Genomic DNA, 22,770 nt, shown 5'->3' with positions numbered 1-22,770 from the left:
GTTACCGCATCACGCGGGAAGCGGCAGACGCGGCGGAGATCAGGGATCGCAGAGGGGACGCATGTCGGAGGCGGAGCAGTCGCGGGACACGGCGAAGGACCCCCGGCGGGACGCCGCCGCGGGGGCCGCGGCCGACGGCGACCGAGGGGCGGTCCCGGCCGCGCGCGCGGCGGAGCGGGACCCGCGGGACATGAAGGACGCGCAGGTCACGGACGTTGCGGAGGACGCGGACGCCGCGGCCTACGTGGATGACGTGGACGACGCGGAGCGTGCCGAGGGCGCCATCCGAGCCGAGGGCTCGGATGGCGCCGAGGGCGCTGTCGACCCGAAGGGTGACGCGGTGTCCGACGAACCCTCCGGCGCGACGGGCCGGCTGCGCGGCACCGAGCCGTCGACCGGCAGGGCCGGCTTCGGCGCCGGCGACGGCGACGGCGAGACCGGCCGCGCCGAGCGGGGGAGCGGTTCCGGCCGCTCGGCTGCCGGGAGTGGTTCCGGCGGCTCCGGCGGCTTCGGCGCCGACCGGTTCCGCAAGGACCCCGTGACCGAGGGCAGGCTGCTCGCCGGCCGCTACCGGCTCGGCGTGGTCCTCGGACGCGGCGGCATGGGCACCGTGTGGCGCGCGGTCGACGAGACCCTGGGCCGCACCGTCGCCGTCAAGGAGCTCCGCTTCCCCACCAGCATCGACGACGACGAGAAGCGACGCCTCATCACCCGGACCCTGCGCGAGGCCAAGGCCATCGCCCGGATCCGTAACAACGGCGCCGTGACCGTGTACGACGTCGTCGACGAGGACGACCGTCCGTGGATCGTCATGGAGCTCATCGAGGGCAAGTCCCTCGCCGACGCCGTGCGCGAGGACGGTGTGCTCACGCCCCGCCGCGCCGCCGAGGTCGGGCTCGCCATCCTCGACGTCCTGCGCTCCGCGCACCGCGAGGGCATCCTCCACCGTGACGTGAAGCCGTCGAACGTGCTGATCGCCGATGACGGCCGGGTCGTCCTGACCGACTTCGGCATCGCCCAGGTCGAGGGCGACCCCTCGATCACCTCCACCGGCATGCTCGTCGGCGCCCCCTCCTACATCTCGCCGGAGCGCGCCCGCGGTCACAAGCCCGGACCGGCCGCCGACCTGTGGTCGCTGGGCGGCCTCCTGTACGCGGCGGTCGAGGGCAGCCCGCCCTACGACAAGGGCTCCGCCATCGCCACCCTCACGGCGGTGATGACCGAGCCGGTCGACCCGCCGAAGAACGCGGGACCCGAGCTGGAGCAGGTCATCTACGGCCTGCTCGCCAAGGACCCGGCCCAGCGCCTCGACGACGCCCGCGCGCGGGTCCTGCTGCGGGCCGTGCTCGACGCGCCCGTCGCGGCGCCGGAGGTCTCTCCCGAGGTCACCCGGGCCATCCTGCTTCCGCCGCGCCCCGACCGGGCTCCGGTGGGTCCGGCCGCCGACCGGGACAGGACGCCCGACACGGCCGTCGCCGCCGACCGGGTACGGGGCGCGCTGAAGTCCGTGCGCAACGCGGCGGCCTCCGCGAAGGCCGAGCCGAAGGCGAGGCCGAAGCCGCCGAGGCCGAGGGCGGCCGAGCCGTTGCAGGGTGGCGGCAGGCAGGCTCCGGCCCGAGCGCCGCTGACCGACGTCGTACCGCGCCGCACGCTGGTGATCATCGCCGCGGTCGCCGTCCTCGCGCTGCTCGGCACGATCCTGACGGTCTCCCTCACCGGTGGCGACGACAAGGACAAGCAGGGCCAGGGGACCGGCGGCACGACGGCCTCGGCCGGCGCGTCCGGCGGCGGCGCCGACGGGTCCGGCGGCTCCGAAGGCTCCGGCGGCAAGGGGCAGACGCCCGGCGGCCCCGGCCAGCAGGGCGGCGCACAGCCCGGGGGCAGCGGCTCCAACGGATCGACGGGCGACGCGGGCACGACGGGGACGACCACCGGGACGACGACCGGAACGACGACCGGAACGACGGTCGGGACGACGACCGGGCAGGGCGGTACCAAGCCGTCCGGCAAGCCCAGCGGCGTACCCGGCGCGCAGCTGCCCGCCGGGTACGCCCTCGTCACCAACGAGCGGCTCCACTTCTCCATGGCGCTGCCCGGCACCTACAAGCCCAGCTCGATACCGGGATACGACCTCGGCGTGATATTCAGCGAGAGCGGCGGTTTCCCGCGCGTCCAGGTCGACTTCAACGACAGCCCGAAGGACAACGCGCAGAGCGCCTGGGAGCTGGCCAAGGCCGGCGTGGCCGTCACCAGCCAGGACTACCAGCACATCGGTATCAAGCAGGTGTCCTACAAGGGCTACCCGACCGTCGCCGACTGGGAGTTCACGCGCACACAGAAGGGCATGACCGTCCGCGTGCTCAACCGAGGCTTCAAGGTGGACGACAAGCACGGCTACTCCATCATGATCACCTGCAAGGCGGACGAGTGGAACGGCGCGGAGTGCCGGACGCTGCGGGATACGGCGTTCGCCACGTTCAGCCCCAAGGACTGACCGGCGCCACGTATCGTGAGAGTTCGTGGACCGTACGCAGCCGACAATTGCCGCTAACTGCACGGTGCCGGACCGGAATTGACGGACTCGCGTGATCCGACGGATCCGCGGGTCCACGGGGGACAGCGTGCGCGCGTGGGGAGGCGTCGTGGACGACTACGCGGGAAGGGTGCTGGCGGACCGCTACCGCCTGCCGCTGCCGCCGACCGGCGCGGAGACGGGTCCGGGCGCGGACGCGTACGACTTCGCCGAGACGCGCGCCTTCGACACGTACAGCGGGCAGGAGGTCCTGGTCCGCCAGGTGCCCCTGCCGGAGTTCGTGGACGCCGAGGTGCTCGACGGCGCGGACGGTTCCGCGCAGTCCTACGGGAGCGCCGGGCGGGCTACCCGCCGGCCGGCCGAGCCCGTCGTGCGCCGGGCGATCGAGGCGGCCCAGGCCGCCGCGCAGATTCCCGACCATCCCCTCCTCGACCAGGTCTTCGACGTCTTCGCGGAGGCCGGTTCGCTGTGGATAGTGAGCGAGGTCGTGGCGGCCAGGCCGCTGGCCGCGCTCCTCGCCGAGCAACCCCTGAACCCGTACCGGGCGGCCGAGATCGGCGCCGACGTCCTCACGGCCCTGCGCGCGCTCCATGCCCACGGCTGGGTCCACCGGAACATCACCGCCCGGACCGTGCTCGTCTGCGACGACGGGCGGGTGGTCCTCACCGGCCTCGCCGTGGGCGCCGCGGAAGAGGCCTTGTGCGGCTACGCGCCCGTGCCGGAGACGGACGACGAGGGGGAGTTCGGGGCGAGGTTCGGGGCGGGGACGACGGCCGGGACGGGGTCCGGGTTCGCGTCCAGGGAGTTCGAGCCCGACTTCCCGCTCGCGCCCGAGCCCGAGTTCGCCGAGGTGTACAGCTCCGACCTGTACGAGGCCGAGGTCTACGAGGAGATCGAGACCGAGACCGAGTCCGAGACCGAGTTCGAGTCCGAGACCGACACGGATGAGGAGGAGGCGGAGGAGGGCGAGGAGTTCGCGGAGTTCGAGGAGGTCTCGTACGGGCCGGACTCGGACGATGAGCTTCTCGGCGAGGCCGCCTACGGCTACGGCGCCGACGAGTACGGGTCCGACCAGGACGGTGGCGAGAGCAGCGGCGGCGTGGCCGACCCCGGTGCCGGTGCGTACGGTCGGGAGTCCTACGGGGCCGACCCGTACGGCGCGGGGGCGAGGTCCGTGCCCGAGACCCGGACCGGGGCGGAGCCCCCGGCCGTCGCCCCGCCGCCCACCGCCGACGTGCGGGCCGCACGGGCCGGAGCCATCGCCGCGTACCGCGCGGGGGCGCGTGCCGCGGCGCGGCTCGGCGAGACGGGCGCGCTCCCCGGCCAGCGCCCCGCGCCGGCGGAGCCGTCCACTCCACCCATCCCGGCCCCCGCGCCCCCGCCGCCTCCTGCCCCGGTGCCCGCGTCCGGCGCGCCCGAGCCGCAGTGGTGGTCGCAGGCGGCGGACGACGACGAGGACGACGACGAGGACGACGGCGGCGATACGGCGTACGGCGGCCCGCAGGCCGGTCCTCCACCGCGCGTGCACCTTGCCGGCAACTGGAGCGACGGCCCGCACGCCGCGCGCGACGGCTCCGGACCGATCCCCGCCGGCGGCTCGGGACCCGGCCGAGGCCCCGTACTGCCGGGCTCGGGCCGCCCGGCGCTGCCCGCCGGGTACACCGCCGCGACCCCCGACCCCGCCCACCTCCCGGTCCCCGCCGGCGCCGCCGGGCCGCCCGGGACCGGGGGCCACGTCGCCGTACCCGCCCAGGCCCACCGCGGCCCCACCACGCGCCTCGACGCCGAGCGGGCCCGCCAGACCCGGATCGCCGTCGTCGGCGCGGTCACCGAGCGCTGGGCGCCCGAGCAGGCCGGCCCCGTCCACGAGAACTGGCGCCTCGCCCCGCCCATCGGCCCCGCCACCGACCTGTGGGCGCTCGGCGCGCTCCTCTACCGGGCCGTCCAGGGCCACGCCCCCTACCCGGAGGACAGCGCCGCCGAGCTCGTCCAGCTGGTCTGCGCCGAGCCGCCCGCCTTCGCCGAGGAGTGCGGGCCGCTGCGCCCGGTCGTGGAGTCCCTGCTCCGCCAGGACCCCACCGAGCGCCCCGACTTCGAGGAGCTCCGCGGCTGGCTGCGCTCCCTCGTGCGGTCGGCGCCGGAGCCCGAGGCAGGCTTCGGAGCCGTACCGCTGCCGTCCTTCGACGAGACACGCCTGCCGATCGTGCGCCGCCGCGGCGAGCTGGTGCGCCGGCGCCGCAAGGGTGCGGGTGCGGGCCGTCACCGTCACAAGCGGGGCAAGGACCCCCGCCCCGAGCCGCGCGCGGCGGCCCTTCACGAGGCCGCGCCCGAGGTCGTCCACCAGGGCGAATACGTCGACGCGGGGGTGGAGTTCCAGGAGGAGATCCCGCAGCGCGCGTCCCGGGCCCCCCGTGCGCCCCGTGCCCCCCGAACGCCCCGGAGCCCTTCCCGGGGCGAGGGTTCGCCGCGCTCCCTCGGCCGTACGCTGCTGCTCCTCGTCCTGCTCCTGCTCGGCGGGGCCGTGGCGTACGCCGTGTTCTTCCTGCCGGGCGAGGGGGAGGAACCGGGCGCGGGCGCTCCGTCGGCCGGCGGCTCCCCGCGTACCACCGCGCCCGGCACGGCACCCACGAGCGCCCCGTCGGCCGATCCTTCCTCCAAGCCGTCCGCCAAGCCGTCTGCCAAGCCGTCCGCCAAGCCGTCCACGACCCCGCCCGCGGCCGATCCGTCGGCGCCCGCCCTCGCCGCCGGGTACACCCTGCGCCAGGACCCGGAGGGCTTCCGGATCGGGGTCCCGAACGGCTGGCGGCGCAGCCCGATCAACGACGCCGGGCAAGTGCGCTACACGGGCGGCGACTTCACGATGATCGTCGTCCCGGGCAGGGACACGGTCGCCGACCACGGATCCGACCCCTTGGAGTACCAGAACAACAAGGAGCGCGAGCTGGAGCCGCTGCGCGTGTCCAGTTGGTCGGGTACGGATTCGTCCCGCCGGGTCGACATCGGCACGACGGCGACGGCCACGGGCAGTTACTGGTGGCTGGACGGCACCGGGCGCCAGGTCTCCGTCCGGAACCTCGCACTGATCGACGGCGGGCGGTACCACGTCGTGGTGGTCATCGGCCCGAAGGGCGAGAGCGACAAGGTCTCCGAGATCTACGACGAGGCCACGAAGGCCTTCCGCCCGGGACGCTGAGCCGGAGAGGACGCCGGGCCACCGGCCGGGCCGACGCAGGCCCACTGGCCGACCGACGCAGGGCCACCGGCCGGGCCGTCCATCGGGGCGTCACCGTCCCCCGGTCACAGTGCTGTTCCTATGACAGCCCCGAGGTTCCGCACCCCCCGCCCCCCTCCGTAACCTGGCATCCGAAGGAACGGGCGGGGGCAAGTGGAACATTCTCAGAGCACAGGGGCGGGGTTGTTGCTCGCGGGTCGCTACCGGCTCGGCGAGTGCATCGGCCGCGGCGGTATGGGCAAGGTCTGGCGCGCGCACGACGAGGTGCTGCACCGCGTGGTCGCGGTGAAGGAGCTGACGGCGGGCCGGTTCGTGGCGGAGGCCGACCGGCTCGTGCTGCACGCGCGGACGCAGAAGGAAGCGCGGGCCGCCGCGCGGATCACCCACCCGGGCGTGGTCACCGTCCACGACGTCCTGGAGCACGACAGCCGTCCGTGGATCGTGATGCAGTACGTCGACGGGCCCTCGCTCGCCGACGCCACCAAGGAGACGGGCGCGATCGAGCCCCGCGAGGCGGCCAGGGTCGGGCTGCACGTCCTCGGCGCGCTGCGGGCCGCGCACGCGGCCGGGGTGCTGCACCGGGACGTCAAGCCGGGCAACGTCCTGCTGGCGCGGGACGGGCGCGTCCTGATCACCGACTTCGGGATCGCGGCGATCGAGGGCGACTCGACGATCACGCGGACCGGGGAGATCGTCGGGTCCATCGACTATCTGGCGCCCGAGCGGGTACGGGGCGGCGATCCCGGTCCCGCCTCCGACCTCTGGTCCCTCGGGGCCACGCTGTACACGGCGGTGGAGGGGACCTCGCCGTTCCGCCGGACCTCTCCGATCAGCACGATGCAGGCCGTGGTGACCGAGGAGCCGCCGTACCCGGAGAAGGCCGGGCCGCTCGCGCCGGTCATCGTGGCGCTGCTGCGCAAGGAGCCGGAGCACCGGCCGCGTGCGGACGAGGCCGAGCGGATGCTGCTCGACGCGATGGAGGGACGGACGCCGCAGACGGCGCAGGCGTACGTGCCGACCCAGCGCGTGGCGCGGGACGACCTGACCTCGGGCGCGGCGGACGGGGCCGATTCGATCGCCACCGGAAGCACGGCGGGCACGGCGGGTACGGCCGGTACTGCGGGTACGGACGCCACGGCGCGTCGGGCCGGTGGGCCGCGGACGTCCACGGCACAGTGGCCCCACCCGGCCGACGAGCCCCAGGCGCCGCAGCCGTCCCAGGGCTCGCAGTCACCCCCCACCGTGGTGCCTTCCGCCTCCACCTCCGCCCCCGCGTCCTCGGGGCGAGGTCGCTGGCGCACCGTCGTCCTCGCGGCCCTGCTCGCCGGTCTCGTCGCGGGCGGCGCCGTCTTCGCCGCCATGAACTACGCGGGCGGCGACCGGGACGGCGACAGCAACGGCGGCGGACGGACCACGGCGACCGGTCCCGGCCCCTCCACCGCCACCCAGGGCACCGAGAACGACATTCCGGCCGGCTGGCACCGCGTCCACGACCCGGCGGGCTTCAGTCTGCTCGTACCGGACGGCTGGAAGCGGCAGAAGGAGGGCGACCAGATCGACTACACCCCGGACAACGGCAATCACCGCATCCGGATCAGCATCGACCGGAGCCCGGACTTCGAGAACCCGTACATGCACGCCCTCGACCTGGAGCGCGTCCTGCAGAAGCGGATGGACTACACCCGGGTCAAGCTCGGCCAGGTCACCTACCGCGACCAGGTCAAGTCCTGTCAGTGGGAGTTCACCTGGACCGAGCGGAAGGACTTCCCCGGGCCGCGGCACGCGATCGACCTCATGTACTACGAGGACGACGGCACGGAGTACGCCCTGTACATGTCCTCGCCGCAGTCGAGCTGGGAGACCACCCGCGAGCAGTTCGACATCATGCTCCAGCACTGGCGGCCGCCGGGCGACTGAACGGGCGGCCGAACAGACGGGCGAAGGGGGCCGGAAAAATCTCCTCCTCAGGCCTCCGTCAGCCGTAAGCCCCTGATCAGGGCTTATGTGCCAGTGATCGCTGGCGCGATGTGTGTACCCGGTGAAAACGCGTTACCGACGGGTACCCAAAGGGCGGATCGCCGCCTACGCTCGCCCTCATGACGGACTCGCAGGCCCCCGCCGCCCTCTCGGTTCCCGAAGCCCCCGCCGCGCAGGGCGGAGCGGCCGCGCCCGCCGGCGCGACCAACCCGGTCGCGCCCGCGCCCGCCGGCGTGCGCACCGCCGCCGACGTCGTGACGCCCGAGGTGGTCGCCCGGCTCACCCGTGGCGTCGTCGGCTCGGGCCGGACCGCCAACCACACCCCCTTCACCGGGGAGAGGCTGGCGGAGCTCCCCGAGTCCACCCCCGAGGACGTCGCCGAGGCCTTCGCGCGCGCCCGCGCCGCCCAGCCGGCCTGGGCCGCCACCCCGGTCAAGGTCCGCGCCGCCGTCCTCCTCCGCTTCCACGACCTCGTCCTCCAGCGGCAGTCCGAGGTCCTCGACCTCATCCAGCTGGAGACGGGCAAGGCGCGCCTGCACGCCCACGAGGAGGTCCAGGCGGTGTCCGTCGCCGCCCGCCACTACGGCCGCAAGGCCGCCTCGTACCTGCGTGCCAAGCGCCACACCGGAGTCGTACCGACCCTCACCAAGGTCACCGAGCTGCGCCAGCCGCGCGGGGTCGTCGGCCAGATCGCACCCTGGAACTACCCGCTGGAGCTCTCCGTCGGCGACGCGCTCCCCGCCTTCGTCTCGGGCAACGCGGTCGTCATGAAGCCCGACACCGAGACGGCGCTCACCGCGCTGTGGGCCCGTGACCTGCTCATCGAGGCCGGGCTGCCCGCCGAGGTCTTCCAGGTCGTCCTGGGCGAGGGCCCGGTCGTCGGCCCCGAGGTCGTCAAGCACGCCGACTACGTCTCGTTCACCGGCTCCACCCGCACCGGCCGCGAGGTCGCCCAGGGCGCCGCGGCCCGGCTCGTCGGCGTCTCCCTCGAACTCGGCGGCAAGAACGCGATGCTCGTCCTGAAGGACGCCGACATCGAGAAGGCCGCCGCCGGAGCCGTCCGCGCCTGCTTCTCCTCCGCCGGGCAGCTCTGCATCTCCATCGAGCGGCTGTACGTGCACGAGTCGATCGCCGACGCCTTCCTCGACCGCTTCGCCGCCCGCACCAAGGCCATGCGGCTCGGCAGCTCCCTCGCGTACGGGGCCGACATGGGCTCCCTCGTCGGCGACCGGCAGCTGGAGACGGTCAGGAAGCACGTCGAGGAGGCCGTCGCCAAGGGCGCCACGCTCGTCGCCGGCGGTGTCGCCCGCCCCGACATCGGCCCCCTCTTCTACGAGCCGACCATCCTCGACGGCGTCGAGGCCCCGATGGCCGTCTGCTCCGAGGAGACCTTCGGCCCGGTCGTCTCGATCTACCGCTTCACGGACGAGGACGAGGTCATCGACCTCGCCAACGGCACGCCGTACGGCCTCAACTCCTCCGTGTGGACCAAGGACTCGCGCCGCGGCCACGCCGTCGCGGCCCGGCTGCGCACCGGCACCGTCAACATCAACGAGGGGTACGCGCCCGCCTACGGCAGCGTGCAGTCCCCGATGGGCGGCATGAAGGACTCCGGTCTCGGCCGCCGCCACGGCTCGGAGGGCATCCTCAAGTACACCGAGGCCCAGACCGTCGCCCAGCAGCGGCTGATGCCGCTCGCGCCCTCCTTCGGCATGGACGACGAGAAGTACGCCGCGGTGATGAGCCTGTCCCTGAAGGCGATGAAGGCCCTGCGCCTGCGCTGACGCCCTTTCCTTTCACACCTTTTCGTACGAGGAGAGCCATGACCGCGGTACCCCCTGCCCAGAATCAGGAAGCGAGCGGGACGGACGACGCGTACGACTACGACGTCCTCGTCGTCGGCTCCGGCTTCGGCGGTTCGGTCACCGCCCTCCGGCTCACCGAGAAGGGCTACCGGGTCGGCGTCCTGGAGGCCGGGCGCCGCTTCACCCGCGCGACCCTGCCGAAGAACTCCTGGGACGTGAAGAACTTCCTGTGGGCCCCGGCCCTCGGCCTCTACGGCATCCAGCGCATCCACCTGCTGGGCAACGTGATGGTGCTCGCGGGCGCCGGCGTGGGCGGCGGCTCCCTCAACTACGCCAACACCCTCTACGTACCGCCCAAGCCGTTCTTCGACGACCCGCAGTGGAAGGACATCACCGACTGGCAGGACGAGCTGCGGCCGTACTACGACCAGGCACAGCGGATGCTCGGCGTCCGGCTCAACCCGACGACGACGCCCTCCGACGTGCACCTCAAGGCGGCCGCGCAGGCGATGGGGATCGGCGACACGTTCCACATGGCGCCGGTCGGCGTCTTCTTCGGAGACGGGGACGATGCCGACGGTACGGCGAAGGCGAAGCCGGGCGCGGAGGTCGCCGACCCGTACTTCGGCGGCGCGGGCCCGGCCCGGCGTGCCTGCACCGAGTGCGGCGAGTGCATGACGGGCTGCCGCCACGGCGCCAAGAACACCCTCAACGAGAACTACCTCCACCTCGCCGAGAAGGCGGGCGCCACCGTCCACCCCATGACCACGGTCGTCACCGTCACCGAGGACTCGCGGGGCGGCTACGCGGTGCAGACCCTCCCCACCGACAACCGGAAGAAGGGCAAGGGCCGGACCTTCCGCGCCCGCCGGGTGGTGATCGCGGCCGGCACGTACGGCACGCAGACCCTGCTGCACCGGATGAAGGACGGCGGCCTGCTGCCCCGGATCTCGCACCGGCTCGGCGAGCTCACCCGTACCAACTCCGAGGGTCTGGTCGGCGCGCAGACCACCGACCGGCGCTACCGCAAGAAGCACGGCAAGGAGAAGGCCGACTTCACCAAGGGCGTCGCCATCACCTCCTCGATCCACCCCGACGCGAACACGCACATCGAGCCGGTCCGGTACGGCAAGGGCTCCAACTCCATGGGCGGCCTCACCGTCCTCCAGGTGCCCTACGGGGCCCACCGGGTGCGGAACTGGTTCCTGAACCTGCTCAGGCACCCGACGCTCGCCGCCCGCTCGCTCTCCAACTGGCACTGGTCGGAGCGGACCATCATCGGTCTGGTCATGCAGTCCCTCGACAACTCCCTGACGACCTACCGCAAGCCCGGCGGCCTCGGGAAGGGCCTGCTCACGGCCCGCCAGGGGCACGGGGCGCCGAACCCGGTCCAGATCGAGGAGGCGACCCGGGCCGCCACCCTCCTCGCCGAGGAGATCAACGGCTTCCCCGGCTCCAACGTCGGCGAGCTGATGGGCACCCCGCTCACCGCCCACTTCCTGGGCGGCTGCCCGATCGGAGCCGACGCCGGGTCCGGTGTCATCGACCCGTACCACCGGCTCTTCGGCCACCCCGGGATCTCCGTCGTCGACGGGGCGGCGGTCTCCGCGAACCTCGGCGTCAACCCGTCCCTGACGATCACGGCGCAGGCGGAGCGGGCGATGTCGTTCTGGCCGAACAAGGGTGAGGAGGACCCGCGGCCGCGGCAGGGGGAGGCGTACGTACGGCTGGCTGCGGTCGAGCCGAAGTCCCCGGCGGTCCCGGCCGAGGCCTTCGGCGCCCTGCGGCTGCCGTTCCTGGGCATCCCCGCGGTCCCGCCGAGGAAGGAACCGGAGCGCCAGGCATGAGCCTGTCGCAGCAGGAATGAGAAAAGGCGCTGCACCCCCCTCCGAGTGCAGCGCCTTTCCTGCTTTTGGTGATGCTGCATAGATGACCCGCGACCGACGGGATTGGTTGTAGCGGTTGCGCAGGATCTTCGTGTGACGCGCGTCACGCCGGAGGTGCGAGGGTGCCGGGTACGCAGGAAAGGGCCCCGTGCCGCGATTCCGGTCGCGGCACGGGGCCCTTGGCGTCGGCACCGGGGGGTTGCGCCGCGCGGGGAGAAACGGAGAAGGGGGAGGAGAGGGGGACGGGGTTCGGGATTTCGTTCTGAGCCGGTTGCGATCGGCCCCGGGCGTCCCCGGGGCCGACCGCCCTTTCCAGGTGACCGGGCTGCTGTCCCCTGCTGCCCGGCCACACGCGCTGGTGCGAGGTCCCACGGCGCACCGGAGGTACGCCACACGCCCCAGCGAAGCCACGCGTGGTTTCTTGCGGGCCCGCCCCTGGCTGGCACGGACACCCGGACCAACGAAGCCGGGTCGCGGCCGGTCACGCGCCGTACGGGTGAGAGCGGGCCCGAACTCAGATCCGGGCCCTCGCCCGCCTGCGACCCTCGCTCAGATGCGGCCCCGGCACAGCTCCAGCATGGTCATCGCGAGGGCCGTGCCGGGCTTGCCCAGCGCGTCACGGAAGTGACCGAGGACCTCCATCTCGCGCGCCAGGTTCACCCGGCGGCCCCCGGACGAGATCCGCGCCTCCTGGATGACGGCCGAGACGGCCATCCGTTCCTGGATGAGGCCGATGATCCGGTCGTCGAGGGAGTCGATGCGGTCGCGGGCGCCACCGATCAGCGCCGCGGCCTCGTCGGTGCGCGCGCCGGTCTTCTCGGTGATGGCGGTGTTCGTCGTCATGGTGGGGCTCCTCGGGGTGTCGGGTGCGGAGCCCCGGGGCGACACGGCCCGGAAACGACAGAACGCCCCGGGCCTTGTCGGCCCGGGGCGCCTGGGAAGTCGCTTGTCAGTTGCTCAAGCAGCACGACCATGGCAGCCGGACGGGCCGGTGCCATAGGTAAAGACGAAGGTCGGGAGCTTGCGCATGGCGACAGTATGGACCCCGCCGCGGACCCCGGGCCAACCCGGGTTCGGATGGTGAGACGAAAAGTCCGACCGGCGCGCCGGTAGAATCGACAAAGAGCACCCCCCTTCGGGGGACCCCACCTACCGCCGGAAGGCCGCCGTAGTGTCATCAGCGACCCCCGCTGCCGCGCCCGACGTCTCCAACCCGGACGTAGTCCTCGTTGTCGACTTCGGCGCCCAGTACGCCCAGCTCATCGCCCGCCGCGTCCGTGAGGCCCGGGTCTACAGCGAGATCGTCCCGTCCACCATGCCGGTGGCCGAGATGCTGGCCAAGAACCCGAAGGCGATCATCCTCTCCGGCGGCCCGTCCTCCGTGTACGCGGAAGGCGCCCCCCGCCTCGACCGCGCGATCTTCGAGGCGGGCGTCCCCGTCTTCGGTATGTGCTACGGCTTCCAGCTGATGGCGACGACCCTCGGTGGCACCGTCGACAACACCGGCGCCCGCGAGTACGGCCGTACCGAGCTGCACGTCTCCAAGGCCGGCTCGACCCTCTTCGAGGGCACCCCGGTCGAGCAGTCCGTGTGGATGTCGCACGGCGACGCCTGCTCCGCCGCCCCCGAGGGCTTCTCCGTCACCGCGTCCACGGACGTCGTGCCGGTCGCCGCCTTCGAGAACGACGAGAAGAAGCTGTACGGCGTCCAGTACCACCCCGAGGTGCTGCACTCCACGCACGGCCAGCAGATCCTGGAGCACTTCCTCTACCGCGGCGCCGGCATCGAGCCGTCGTGGACCACCGGCAACGTCATCGACGAGCAGGTCGCGGCCATCCGCGCCCAGGTCGGCAACAAGCGCGCCGTCTGCGGTCTCTCCGGCGGCGTCGACTCCGCCGTGGCCGCCGCGCTCGTGCAGAAGGCCATCGGCTCGCAGCTCACCTGCGTCTACGTCGACCACGGCCTCATGCGCAAGGGCGAGACCGAGCAGGTCGAGAAGGACTTCGTCGCCTCCACCGGCGTCAATCTGAAGGTCGTCGACGCGCAGGAGCGCTTCCTCACCGCCCTCGCCGGCGTCTCCGACCCGGAGACCAAGCGCAAGATCATCGGCCGTGAGTTCATCCGCGTCTTCGAGCAGGCGCAGGCCGAGATCGTCGCCGAGTCGGCGGGCACCGGCGAGGACGTCGCGTTCCTCGTCCAGGGCACGCTCTACCCGGACATCGTCGAGTCCGGCGGCGGCACCGGCACGGCCAACATCAAGTCCCACCACAACGTGGGCGGCCTCCCCGAGGACCTGGAGTTCGAGCTCGTCGAGCCGCTGCGCCAGCTCTTCAAGGACGAGGTCCGCATGGTCGGCCAGGAGCTCGGCCTGCCCGAGGAGATCGTCCAGCGCCAGCCCTTCCCCGGCCCCGGCCTCGGCATCCGCATCGTCGGCGAGGTCACCAAGGAGCGCCTGGACCTGCTGCGCGAGGCAGACGCCATCGCCCGCGAGGAGCTCACCGCGGCCGGTCTCGACCGCGAGATCTGGCAGTGCCCGGTCGTCCTGCTCGCCGACGTCCGCTCCGTGGGCGTCCAGGGCGACGGCCGCACCTACGGTCACCCGATCGTGCTGCGCCCCGTCTCCTCCGAGGACGCGATGACGGCCGACTGGTCGCGCCTGCCCTACGAGGTGCTCGCCAAGATCTCGACCCGCATCACCAACGAGGTCGCCGACGTGAACCGCGTCGTCCTCGACGTCACGAGCAAGCCCCCGGGCACCATCGAGTGGGAGTAGTCCCTCCCGCAGGTGCCTGAAGCCGCCGCCCCGGTACTCCGGGGCGGCGGCTTCGTCGTGTTCACGTCCGGACTCTGGTGAGTTGCCCGGCCGGGCGTTACCTTCCGGCGCATGAGCGTGATACCCGACCCCGTCCCCGTCGACCGGCTCCACTTCGCCATGCCGCCCGTCCACGCGACGGCCGAGGAGGAACGCACCCACCGCAGGCAGCGGCTCGCGGGCGCGCTCCGGCTCTTCGGGCGGCTCGGATACGAGGAGGGCGTCTCGGGCCACATCAGCGCCCGCGACCCGGAGTTCCCCGACTGCTACTGGGTGAACCCCTTCGGGGCGCCCTTCGAGGACCTCACCGCGAGCGACCTCGTCCTCGTCAACGGCGACGGGCAGGTCGTCCGCGGCGGCCAGCACGTGAACCAGGCGGCCTTCACCGTCCACGCCCAGGTCCACCGGGCCCGGCCCGACGTCGTCGCCGTCGCCCACACCCACTCCCTCCACGGGCGGGCGCTCGCCGCGCTCGGCGAACTCCTCGACCCGCTCACCCAGGAGGCGTGCGCCTTCTACCAGGACCACGCCCTCTATGACGCGTACACCGGCGTCACCGTCGACGCCGAGGAAGGCCGCCGGATCGCCCTCGCCCTCGGCTCGTTCAAGGCGATCGTGCTGCGCAACCACGGGCTGCTCACCGTCGGCTCCTCCGTCGACGCGGCGGCCTGGTGGTTCATCGCCATGGAACGCTGCGCCCAGGTCCAACTGGCCGCGCGGGCGGCCGGGAAGCCGGTGCCGATCGACCACCGGGACGCCGTCGCCACCCGCGAACAGCTCGGCAGCGACCTCGTCGGCTGGATCAACTACCAGCCGCTCTGGCGCAGGATCAGCCGAGCGGAGCCCGAACTCCTGTCGTAACACCATCGCTTCACCCTTCTGTACGTCAATGAGATGGCGCGGCAATCACTCTCCGGCGGGGCGCACACGGCAGCTCCGGGAGCCACCGGTGCGACACAATTCCGGGGAATCAACGGCTGGTTGACCGTTCGGAACGCATCGGAGCGCACCGGGACGCAACGGAACGGGTCGTGAAGTGAGCTCGGGAAGTGAGCACCGTGGCGGTTCAAGAGGCGAGACAGTACGGCGAACACGCGACGGCCTGCGCCGGCTGCGCCCACTGCGGGAAGGCCGGCCACCGGCGCGCGGTCGCCGCCTTCCTCGCCCGGCGGGACGAGCTGGCCGCCGGGCACGGCGTCCCCGCGGCCGTCGCCCACTCGCCGGTCGCCGCCCGCCAGTGGGTCTCCGACGAGCTGGCCCAGTCCGCCCGCGCCGTGGCCGTCCGCGGCCGCGAGGCCGGGACGGCCTGGCTCGACCGTGTACGCAGCGGGGGCATCGGCGCCGTCTGGGGCGCCGTCCTCGCCCTGCTGCTCGGCCAGGCCCTCACCGCGATCGGCGACGGCTGGACCGGCGCCCGCACGGCCGGCCTGTGCACCGCCCTCGTCTTCGCCGTCCTGCTCAGCGCCGCCGCCCACGCCCACCGGACACGCGGCGGTCTCCTCGCCCCCCTGATCGGCGAGGACAACCGGCTCTCCACCACCCGGGCCGTCGCCGCCGCCTGGCTGCTCCTCCTCGGCTTCACCCTCCTCTTCCTGGCCTTCCTCCGGCCGGGCCCGGCCGCCTTCGGCCTGTCGAGGGCAGCCGGCCTGCTCACCGCCTTCGCCCTCGTGTCGGCGGTCACCGTCACCGCCCGTCTCGTCGTCTCCGTCCGGATCGCGGCCGGCCGCCTCCAGAAGGTCCGCGCCGACCGTCCGCGCGCCGCCGACCTGCTCTGCGACGACAGCGGCCGGGCCGGCCTCGCCGACGTCCAGTACCTCCTCGTCTCCTGTGCCGTCCTGGCCCTGACGGCCGTCGGCCTCGCCCGCGACCCCGCCCGGCTTCCCGAAGTGCCCTGGTCGCTCGTGCTGCTCCTGGCCGTCTCCGCGGCCTGGCACCTCGCCACCAAGTGCACCGAGGGCGTCCGCCCCACGATCCACTCCGTCGTCCGCTCCCGGGAGGCGGGCGACCTCGACGCCCCGATCCGGACGGGCGACGACATCGAGATCCGCGGCTGCGGCTTCGTCCCGCCGGGCGCCGCAGCCCCCGACCCGCTGACCCGGCTGGTCGTGCGCATCGGCGCCGTCCACGCCCACGTCCCCCTGGTCCCGGTCCCGGGCGGCTTCGCCAACCCGACGGACGCGGCCCTCACCGTCCCCCTCCCCGCGGACGTGGAGCCCGGCAGGGTGGAGGTCTCGGTCGTGACGGCGGCGGGCATCGAGACCAATCGGGTCACGATCGACGTCGTCGACTGAGCGTCCGGCCCTCTCCACGTGTCCCTCGGGCGCGGGTCCGAGGAGAATCGTTCCGCGAACAGTCGTACGGGGCGTGGAGAGGTGACCGACGATGACGGGACGAGCGGACCGGACGAACGACGCGACAGGCGACCCGGGCGGGACCGGCGGTCCGAGCGCTCCCGGCGGCCAGGGCCGAACCGGCCGCGCCCGGTGGAAGGCCACCTTCGCCCGATGGCAGGTCACCTTCGACCGGTGGAAGGCCGTCGCCTCCCGCTACGCCCTCCTTCCGCTCCGGCTCTTCCTCGGGGTCACGTTCGTCTACGCCGCGCTCGACAAGCTCACCGACTCCGCCTTCTTCGCGGCCGAGGGCAGCGGCTCCATCGGCGAGACGATGCGCGGCGTGCGGGACAGCTCGGCGATCCCCGCCCTCGTCGACCTCGCCCTCAAGAACCCCGCCGGCTTCGGGTACGCCATCGCCTTCGGAGAGCTCGCCGTCGGGATCGGGACCCTGCTCGGCCTCTACGCCCGCGTGGCGGCGCTCGGCGGCGTGCTGATCTCCCTGAGCCTCTGGCTGACCGTGAGCTGGCAGGTGAGCCCGTACTACCTCGGCAACGACCTCGCCTATCTGATGGCTTGGCTTCCGCTGCTGCTGGCCGGGGCCTCCGAGCTGTCGGCGGACAGGTTCCTCGCCGATCGACGGCGCCGTATTCGATAGGCGACCCAGGTCACCAGGGCGGCCGTGCCCAGTCCGCCGCAGAGCACCGGGATCACCGCGTACCACGGGGTCGTCCAGGCTCCGGTGATCTCGCCCGCGTACAAGGCGGCCAGAGCGAGGGCGGTGAGGCCGACGAGCAGCCGGCCGGGGCGGAACTCATGAAGCAGCACGGGTGACCTCCACCTGTCCGATGCCGACCTCGAGCGAGAGGTCCAGCGTGCCTGCCGGGGCGGTCCCGGCCGGCGGGGCGATCGTGCGCGTCTCGACCTGGTCCGGGGCGATGTCGATGTCTTCCGCGGGCTGTCCGGGAAGCTGGACATCGCCGAGCCCCACCTCGGCGTGGAGCTTCACGACCACGTCCTTCGGGACGACCACCTTGAGCTGTCCGGCGCCCACCTCGGCCCGGGTGGCGACGGTCGTGCCCGCGGGGACCGGCAGTGCCGACAGGTCGAGCAGGCCCGCGCCGGTGCCCAGCTCGTAGGACGGCTGCACCGCGGCGACGGAGGCCGGCTTCCAGGTCTCGCGGGCCCAGTCCGTGGTGATCCGGTCGGGCAGGGCCACCGCCCCGGCGAGCAGGCAGGCCGTGAGGATGGTGAGGAAGACCGTCCCGAATCCGGTGCGACCGAGGAAGCTGCTGATGACGAGGCCCAGGCCGAACACCGCGAGGGCGGCGACGAGGCCTGTCGCCAGGCTCCTGCCCAGCGGCTCGGACTCCCAGGTGAGGGCGGTGCCGAGGGCGGCCGCGAGCATCGCGAGCAGCTGGACGGGACCGGCGATGGAGAGGGGGCTCCGCCGGATGGACGGAGCCGGCCGGTCGGCGCGGGAGGGATCCGGCCCCCACTGGCTTCCGGGTCTCGGCACCTCGCCGTCGACCTTGCCGTCCTCGTCGACGATGCCGTGCGGTCCCCAGAGGTAGCCGAGCGCCACCCTGCCCGTCGATCCGTCCTTGACGATCGGGCCCTTCCACCAGGACTGGTACTCGACGCGGGGCGGAGCCATGGTCTCGGGAGGCGCCTCGGCGACCATCTGGGCGGCCGCCGTCTCGATCCGGCTCTCCGCCTCGCCGCCTACGGCCCGGCGCCGCGACCAGACCGCCGCGCCGCACACCGCGAGCGACAGCAGCATCGTGAAGCCCAGCATCGACCCGCTGCGCAGCATCGACAGGAAGATCCCGCAGCCGATCAGCGCCATGAATATGGCAGACAGGGCGGCGCCGGTGACCCGGCCCGTCAGCAGTCCGCGTCCCTCGTTCTCCTCCTCGCCCGCGAGCGGAACGAGCAGCCACGCGAAGCCGTAGAAGATCAGGCCGACGCCGCCTGTCACGGACAGCACGCCGACCGTGATCCGGAAGATCACCGGGTCGAGGTCGAAGTGCCGGCCGAGGCCGGCACAGACTCCGCCGACGAGCTTGCCGCTCCGCGAACGCTGCAGAGGCAGGGAGGCATCGGCCTCCGCCGGCGGCGGGGCCTCGTGGGTCGAAGGCTTCGAACTCGTCATGCGTCCATGGTGACGGCCCGTGAACCGCAGCGGCACCGGGACCGACCCTGGCCCGACCCTGATATTCGGAGGGGCCTCGCCCCTGAGGCGTTACCAGGGGCGATCTCAGGGCGGACCCTGATGTCCGGGGCGGGCCGAACGTGTGACGATCGGTGCATGTCCGCAGCCGCTCGTGTCACCGAGACCGACGAACCACCCGTGCGCAGGCTCTACCGGAGCGCCGACGGGCGGTGGCTCGGCGGTGTCGCACGCGGCCTCGCGGGCCACCTCGGACTCCCGGTCGTCTGGGTGCGCGCGCTGTTCACGGTCCTCTTCTTCACCGACGGGCTCGGAGGCCTGCTCTACGCGGTCTTCTGGATCGTCGTCCCGCTCGGTGTCGGTGGCCGGGCCGCTCCCCGACCCGTCTTCGAGATCACCCCGGACGGTCGCCGGCGGCTGCGCAAGCCCGACCGCGGACAGGTCTTCGCCCTGATCGCGCTCGCGATAGGCGGCGCGATCCTCGTCGGGAACCTCAGCATCGACAACGAGTACGGACGGTACGTCTGGCCCATCCTCCTCATCTGCGTCGGCGTCGTCCTCGTCTGGCGCCAGGCGGACAACGCCCGCCGGGCCAGCTGGACCGAGGCCGGCCGGCACAGACGGACCCTCCAGCTCGCGCGCGGACTCGTCGGCGTCGCCCTCGTGGGCACCGGCCTCGCGGTCTTCGTGGTGGTCCGCGGCTCCGTCGCCCAGCTCGGGACGGCCTTCACCGCCGCCGTCGCGGTCCTCACCGGGATAGCCCTGCTCGCGGGCCCCTGGCTGGTCCGGATGTCGCAGGACCTCACCGAGGAGCGGACCATGCGCATCCGTGCGCAGGAGCGCGCCGAGGTCGCGGCCCACGTCCACGACTCGGTGCTCCACACCCTCACACTGATCCAGCGCAACGCCGACGACGCGGGGGAGGTGCGCCGGCTCGCCCGCGCGCAGGAGCGGGAGCTGCGGAACTGGCTCTACAAGCCCGAGGGCACCGGCCGGGACGAGGAGGAGCCCACAACCCTCGCGGAAGCGGTGAAGAAGGCCGCGGCGGAGGTCGAGGACAAGCACGGAGTCCCGCTGGAGGTGGTCGTCGTCGGCGACTGCCCCCTCGACGAGAAACTGACCGCACAGATGCAGGCCGCGCGCGAGGCGATGGTGAACGCCGCCAAGTACGGTGGCGAGGGCGGGGCGGTGCAGGTTTTCGCCGAGGTGGAGGGCCGCATGGTCTTCGTCTCGGTGCGGGACCGCGGTCCGGGCTTCGACCTGGACGCGGTACCCGAGGATCGGATGGGCGTACGAGAATCGATCATCGGCCGTATGCAGCGCAACGGCGGTTCGGCCCGCTTGCGGTCCGTGCCGGGCGGGGGCACCGAAGTGGAGCTTGAGATGGAGAGGGCGGACGGATGAGCGACGAGACCGGGGCAGCGACCGGGGCCGAGGCGGCGGCGACGGCGCCGGGTACGGAACGCCGGGTGCGGGTCGTGCTCGTCGACGACCACCGCATGTTCCGTACGGGCGTGCAGGCGGAGATCGGCCGGACCGAGGTCACCGGAGTCGAGGTGGTGGGCGAGGCCGCCGACGTCGACCAGGCGGTCACGGTCATCACCGCGACCCGGCCCGAGGTCGTCCTTCTCGACGTGCACCTGCCGGGCGGTGGCGGCGTCGAGGTGCTGCGCCGCTGCGCGAGCCTGATGGTGGCCTCCGAGGACCCGGTCCGTTTCCTGGCGCTGTCCGTCTCGGACGCGGCCGAGGACGTGATCGGGGTGATCCGGGGCGGTGCGCGCGGCTACGTCACGAAGACGATCACCGGTACCGACCTGGTCGACTCGATCTTCCGTGTCCAGGAGGGCGACGCCGTCTTCTCGCCCCGCCTGGCCGGGTTCGTCCTCGACGCCTTCGCGTCGACGGACGCCCCGCCCGTGGACGAGGACCTGGACCGGCTTACGCAGCGGGAGCGCGAGGTGCTGCGGCTGATCGCCCGCGGCTACGCGTACAAGGAGATCGCCAAGCAGCTCTACATCTCGGTGAAGACGGTCGAGTCGCACGTCTCGGCGGTGCTGCGGAAGCTCCAGCTCTCCAACCGCCACGAGCTGACCCGCTGGGCCACCGCCCGCCGCCTGGTCTGAGCGACCCCCAGCCGGGCCGCTCCACCCGGTCACCCCAGCCGGGTCATCCCACGCGGGTCGCTCCGGCGAAGGGCATCTCGTCGATCGGGGCTACCCGCACCGGGGCGCCGGGGCGGGGGGCGTGGATCATCTGGCCGCCGCCGATGTAGAGCCCGACATGGCTGATCCCCGAGTAGAAGAAGACCAGGTCACCGGGGGCGAGCTGGGAGCGGGAGACGCGCTGTCCGGCGTTGATCTGGGTGTACGTGGTGCGCGGCAGGGAGACGCCGGCCGCGCGCCAGGCCGCCTGGGTCAGCCCGGAGCAGTCGTACGCGGACGGACCCGTCGCCCCCCACACGTACGGCTTGCCGAGCTGCGCGCGGGCGAAGGAGATCGCCTCGGCGGCCCGGGTGTTCGGGGTGGTCACGGGGCCGCGCTCGCCGACCGAGGAGCGATCGGCGCGCGCCGCCGCCGAGGCGTCGGCCGCGGCGCCCGTGGCCGTACCGCCGTCCGTACGCGTACCGCCGCTGCCGCTGCCCTCCGGGGCGCGGGCGCTGTCCCGGGCCGCGACGGCGGCGTCGTACCGGGCGCGCTCCTCCGCGGTCAGCCGGGCGAGCAGGGTCCGGGCCGCCTCCAGCTTGCCGAGGACGACGGCCTTCTGCCGCCGCAGCTCCTCCTCGTGGCCGCGCAGTGCGGTCAGCCGTCCCGCGGACTCGTCGCGGAGCTGTCGGAGCGCGCCGAGCTCGCGCCGCACGGCGGTGACGGCCGTCGCCTGCCGGTCCGCGGCCTTCTCCGCGAGCGCGGCCCGCTCCAGGTACTCGTCGGGGTCGGACGTGAGGGCGAGCCGCACGGCGGGGTCGAGGCCGCCGGAGCGGTACTGCGCGGTGGCCATGGCCCCGAGCCCGTCCCGGGCGGTGTTGAGCCGCTCGGCCCTGCGGGCGGCCTCGTCGCGCAGCCGGTCGAACGCCGCGCGGGACGCGTCGGCCCGTTCCTTCGCCCCGTTGTACTTCTCCGTCGCGACCTCGGCCTCGTGGTAGAGCCGGTCGACCTTCGCCTTGACCTGGGCGGTGGTGAGGCGGGGGTCCGCGTGCCCGGACCCCTCGAAGAGCGTCGCGGTCGCCGCGGAGGCGAGGGCGAGGGTGGCGGCCGTGCGGACCGCCGGACCACCGAGCGGGGACTGCCTGGGTTTTCGGTGCGCTGCCACGAGGGCGGGTCACATCCTCTTCCCTGCGGGGGAACGGTGCCCGCCGGGCCGACGGCGGGCCGCACAGGGGAGACGGACCGCCGCCGGGTTTTCCTGGCGGGGATGACCGGCAGCCGCCGGGTGACCGGCGGTGGTGGGAGCCGGCCACCTGCTGGAGGACGCTAAACCTCGGGGTCACGCCCCGGCAGTGACTTGATCGCTATTGGCGTCAGGTGATGGACATGGATCGATCTCTTTCGTCCGGGGCGACGGGCCGGGAGACATTGCGGCAGACGACCGACCGAAGCACCGGAGGCGGTGGACCCGGCCGGAGAGCGGTGCTAGGGCCCTGGTTAGGCTCCGCCCATGGACGTACTCATCAATGTCTTCGTCGCCCTGCACATCATCGGTATCGCCTCCCTCCTGGGCGGATTCCTCACCCAGATGAAGGCGATGGGCGCCGGTACGGCCCGATTCACCCCGGCGATGCTGCACGGTGCGCTGGTCATGCTGATCACGGGCGTCGCCCTCGTCGGCCTCAACCAGGCCGACGACCAGACCGTGAACAACATCAAGATCGGCATCAAGCTGGCCGTGCTCGTCGTGATCCTCGGAATCGTCTACGTCAAGCGCGACGAGGAGAAGGTCGACAAGGGCCTCTTCGCCGCGGTCGGCGCCCTCACCACGGCGAACATCTTCATCGCGACCCTCTGGGTGTGACCCGTTTCCCGGGAGCG

The 22,770-nt window shown here is 73.0% G+C and carries 15 protein-coding genes; 12 read left to right on the top strand and 3 right to left on the bottom strand.

Features of this window, described 5'->3' with window-relative positions:
• Positions 1-61: 61 nt before the first annotated feature.
• The 5 genes from ACIBG6_RS21045 to ACIBG6_RS21025 all read left to right on the top strand — a co-directional run bounded on the left by ACIBG6_RS21045 (position 62) and on the right by ACIBG6_RS21025 (position 11,394).
• On the top strand, positions 62-2,494 hold the full coding sequence (locus ACIBG6_RS21045) for a serine/threonine-protein kinase (RefSeq protein WP_399224110.1): 2,433 nt from the start codon (positions 62-64) through the stop codon (positions 2,492-2,494).
• A gap of 148 nt (positions 2,495-2,642) precedes the next feature.
• The gene (locus ACIBG6_RS21040; RefSeq protein WP_399224109.1) at positions 2,643-5,726 is read left to right on the top strand and encodes a protein kinase; all 3,084 of its coding nucleotides are present in this window, start codon (positions 2,643-2,645) and stop codon (positions 5,724-5,726) included.
• Positions 5,727-5,918: 192 nt separating this feature from the next.
• Positions 5,919-7,682, top strand: a complete 1,764-nt coding sequence (locus ACIBG6_RS21035; RefSeq protein ID WP_399224108.1) for a serine/threonine-protein kinase — start codon at positions 5,919-5,921, stop codon at positions 7,680-7,682.
• Positions 7,683-7,861: 179 nt separating this feature from the next.
• Positions 7,862-9,526, top strand: coding sequence for a succinic semialdehyde dehydrogenase (locus tag ACIBG6_RS21030; RefSeq protein ID WP_399224107.1), 1,665 nt, complete (start codon positions 7,862-7,864; stop codon positions 9,524-9,526).
• A gap of 38 nt (positions 9,527-9,564) precedes the next feature.
• On the top strand, positions 9,565-11,394 hold the full coding sequence (locus tag ACIBG6_RS21025; protein ID WP_399224106.1) for a GMC family oxidoreductase N-terminal domain-containing protein: 1,830 nt from the start codon (positions 9,565-9,567) through the stop codon (positions 11,392-11,394).
• A 588-nt stretch (positions 11,395-11,982) separates the two neighbouring features.
• On the opposite strand, the gene ACIBG6_RS21020 is transcribed toward ACIBG6_RS21025, so the two are convergent.
• Positions 11,983-12,276 carry a chorismate mutase gene (locus ACIBG6_RS21020; RefSeq protein ID WP_317598495.1) on the bottom strand — a complete coding sequence of 98 codons (294 nt, stop codon included), beginning with the start codon at positions 12,274-12,276 and terminating at the stop codon, positions 11,983-11,985.
• 328 nt (positions 12,277-12,604) lie between these two features.
• On the opposite strand from ACIBG6_RS21020, the gene guaA reads away from it, so the two are divergent.
• The 4 genes from guaA (at position 12,605) to ACIBG6_RS21000 (ending at position 17,233) form a co-directional block, all read left to right on the top strand.
• Complete coding sequence (gene guaA, locus ACIBG6_RS21015) at positions 12,605-14,206, top strand: glutamine-hydrolyzing GMP synthase (RefSeq protein ID WP_329621651.1); 1,602 nt, start codon at positions 12,605-12,607, stop codon at positions 14,204-14,206.
• 111 nt (positions 14,207-14,317) lie between these two features.
• Positions 14,318-15,106, top strand: coding sequence for a class II aldolase/adducin family protein (locus ACIBG6_RS21010; protein WP_399224105.1), 789 nt, complete (start codon positions 14,318-14,320; stop codon positions 15,104-15,106).
• Between the two features lie 197 nt (positions 15,107-15,303).
• Positions 15,304-16,536 carry a hypothetical protein gene (locus ACIBG6_RS21005; RefSeq protein WP_399224104.1) on the top strand — a complete coding sequence of 411 codons (1,233 nt, stop codon included), beginning with the start codon at positions 15,304-15,306 and terminating at the stop codon, positions 16,534-16,536.
• Positions 16,537-16,627: 91 nt separating this feature from the next.
• The gene (locus ACIBG6_RS21000) at positions 16,628-17,233 is read left to right on the top strand and encodes a DoxX family protein (RefSeq protein ID WP_399224103.1); all 606 of its coding nucleotides are present in this window, start codon (positions 16,628-16,630) and stop codon (positions 17,231-17,233) included.
• Between the two features lie 156 nt (positions 17,234-17,389).
• On the opposite strand, the gene ACIBG6_RS20995 is transcribed toward ACIBG6_RS21000, so the two are convergent.
• Positions 17,390-18,730, bottom strand: coding sequence for a PspC domain-containing protein (locus tag ACIBG6_RS20995; protein WP_399224102.1), 1,341 nt, complete (start codon positions 18,728-18,730; stop codon positions 17,390-17,392).
• A gap of 156 nt (positions 18,731-18,886) precedes the next feature.
• Between ACIBG6_RS20995 and ACIBG6_RS20990 the strand changes: the two genes are divergently transcribed.
• Both ACIBG6_RS20990 and ACIBG6_RS20985 read left to right on the top strand, forming a co-directional pair.
• Positions 18,887-20,152: a PspC domain-containing protein gene (locus ACIBG6_RS20990; protein WP_399224101.1), complete on the top strand. Its 1,266-nt coding sequence runs from the start codon at positions 18,887-18,889 to the stop codon at positions 20,150-20,152.
• Positions 20,149-20,871, top strand: a complete 723-nt coding sequence (locus ACIBG6_RS20985; RefSeq protein ID WP_399224100.1) for a LuxR C-terminal-related transcriptional regulator — start codon at positions 20,149-20,151, stop codon at positions 20,869-20,871. The genes ACIBG6_RS20990 and ACIBG6_RS20985 overlap by 4 nt, the downstream gene beginning before the upstream one ends.
• Positions 20,872-20,914: 43 nt before the next feature.
• Here the strand turns inward: ACIBG6_RS20985 and ACIBG6_RS20980 are convergent, their stop codons facing one another.
• On the bottom strand, positions 20,915-22,054 hold the full coding sequence (locus ACIBG6_RS20980) for an NlpC/P60 family protein (RefSeq protein ID WP_399224099.1): 1,140 nt from the start codon (positions 22,052-22,054) through the stop codon (positions 20,915-20,917).
• A 345-nt stretch (positions 22,055-22,399) separates the two neighbouring features.
• On the opposite strand from ACIBG6_RS20980, the gene ACIBG6_RS20975 reads away from it, so the two are divergent.
• Positions 22,400-22,753 (top strand): hypothetical protein, encoded by a 354-nt coding sequence (locus tag ACIBG6_RS20975; protein ID WP_399224098.1) that lies wholly within the window; start codon positions 22,400-22,402, stop codon positions 22,751-22,753.
• Positions 22,754-22,770: the final 17 nt, after the last annotated feature.

The organism is Streptomyces sp. NPDC050842 (assembly GCF_044456565.1).
Lineage (GTDB): Bacteria > Actinomycetota > Actinomycetes > Streptomycetales > Streptomycetaceae > Streptomyces.
The sequence above is the reverse complement of the archived record's forward strand: the minus strand, read 5'-3'. Positions and strand labels throughout refer to the sequence as shown.

Bases quoted from the DNA above. Each gene is read 5' to 3' on its own strand.
- ACIBG6_RS21045 (WP_399224110.1), top strand. From the start codon at position 62: ATGTCGGAGGCGGAGCAGTCGCGGGACACGGCGAAGGACCCCCGGCGG.
- ACIBG6_RS21030 (WP_399224107.1), top strand. From the start codon at position 7,862: ATGACGGACTCGCAGGCCCCCGCCGCCCTCTCGGTTCCCGAAGCCCCC.
- ACIBG6_RS20995 (WP_399224102.1), bottom strand. From the start codon at position 18,730: ATGACGAGTTCGAAGCCTTCGACCCACGAGGCCCCGCCGCCGGCGGAG.
- ACIBG6_RS21010 (WP_399224105.1), top strand. From the start codon at position 14,318: ATGAGCGTGATACCCGACCCCGTCCCCGTCGACCGGCTCCACTTCGCC.
- ACIBG6_RS20990 (WP_399224101.1), top strand. From the start codon at position 18,887: ATGTCCGCAGCCGCTCGTGTCACCGAGACCGACGAACCACCCGTGCGC.
- ACIBG6_RS20975 (WP_399224098.1), top strand. From the start codon at position 22,400: ATGGACGTACTCATCAATGTCTTCGTCGCCCTGCACATCATCGGTATC.
- ACIBG6_RS21020 (WP_317598495.1), bottom strand. From the start codon at position 12,276: ATGACGACGAACACCGCCATCACCGAGAAGACCGGCGCGCGCACCGAC.
- ACIBG6_RS21000 (WP_399224103.1), top strand. From the start codon at position 16,628: ATGACGGGACGAGCGGACCGGACGAACGACGCGACAGGCGACCCGGGC.
- ACIBG6_RS20985 (WP_399224100.1), top strand. From the start codon at position 20,149: ATGAGCGACGAGACCGGGGCAGCGACCGGGGCCGAGGCGGCGGCGACG.
- ACIBG6_RS21025 (WP_399224106.1), top strand. From the start codon at position 9,565: ATGACCGCGGTACCCCCTGCCCAGAATCAGGAAGCGAGCGGGACGGAC.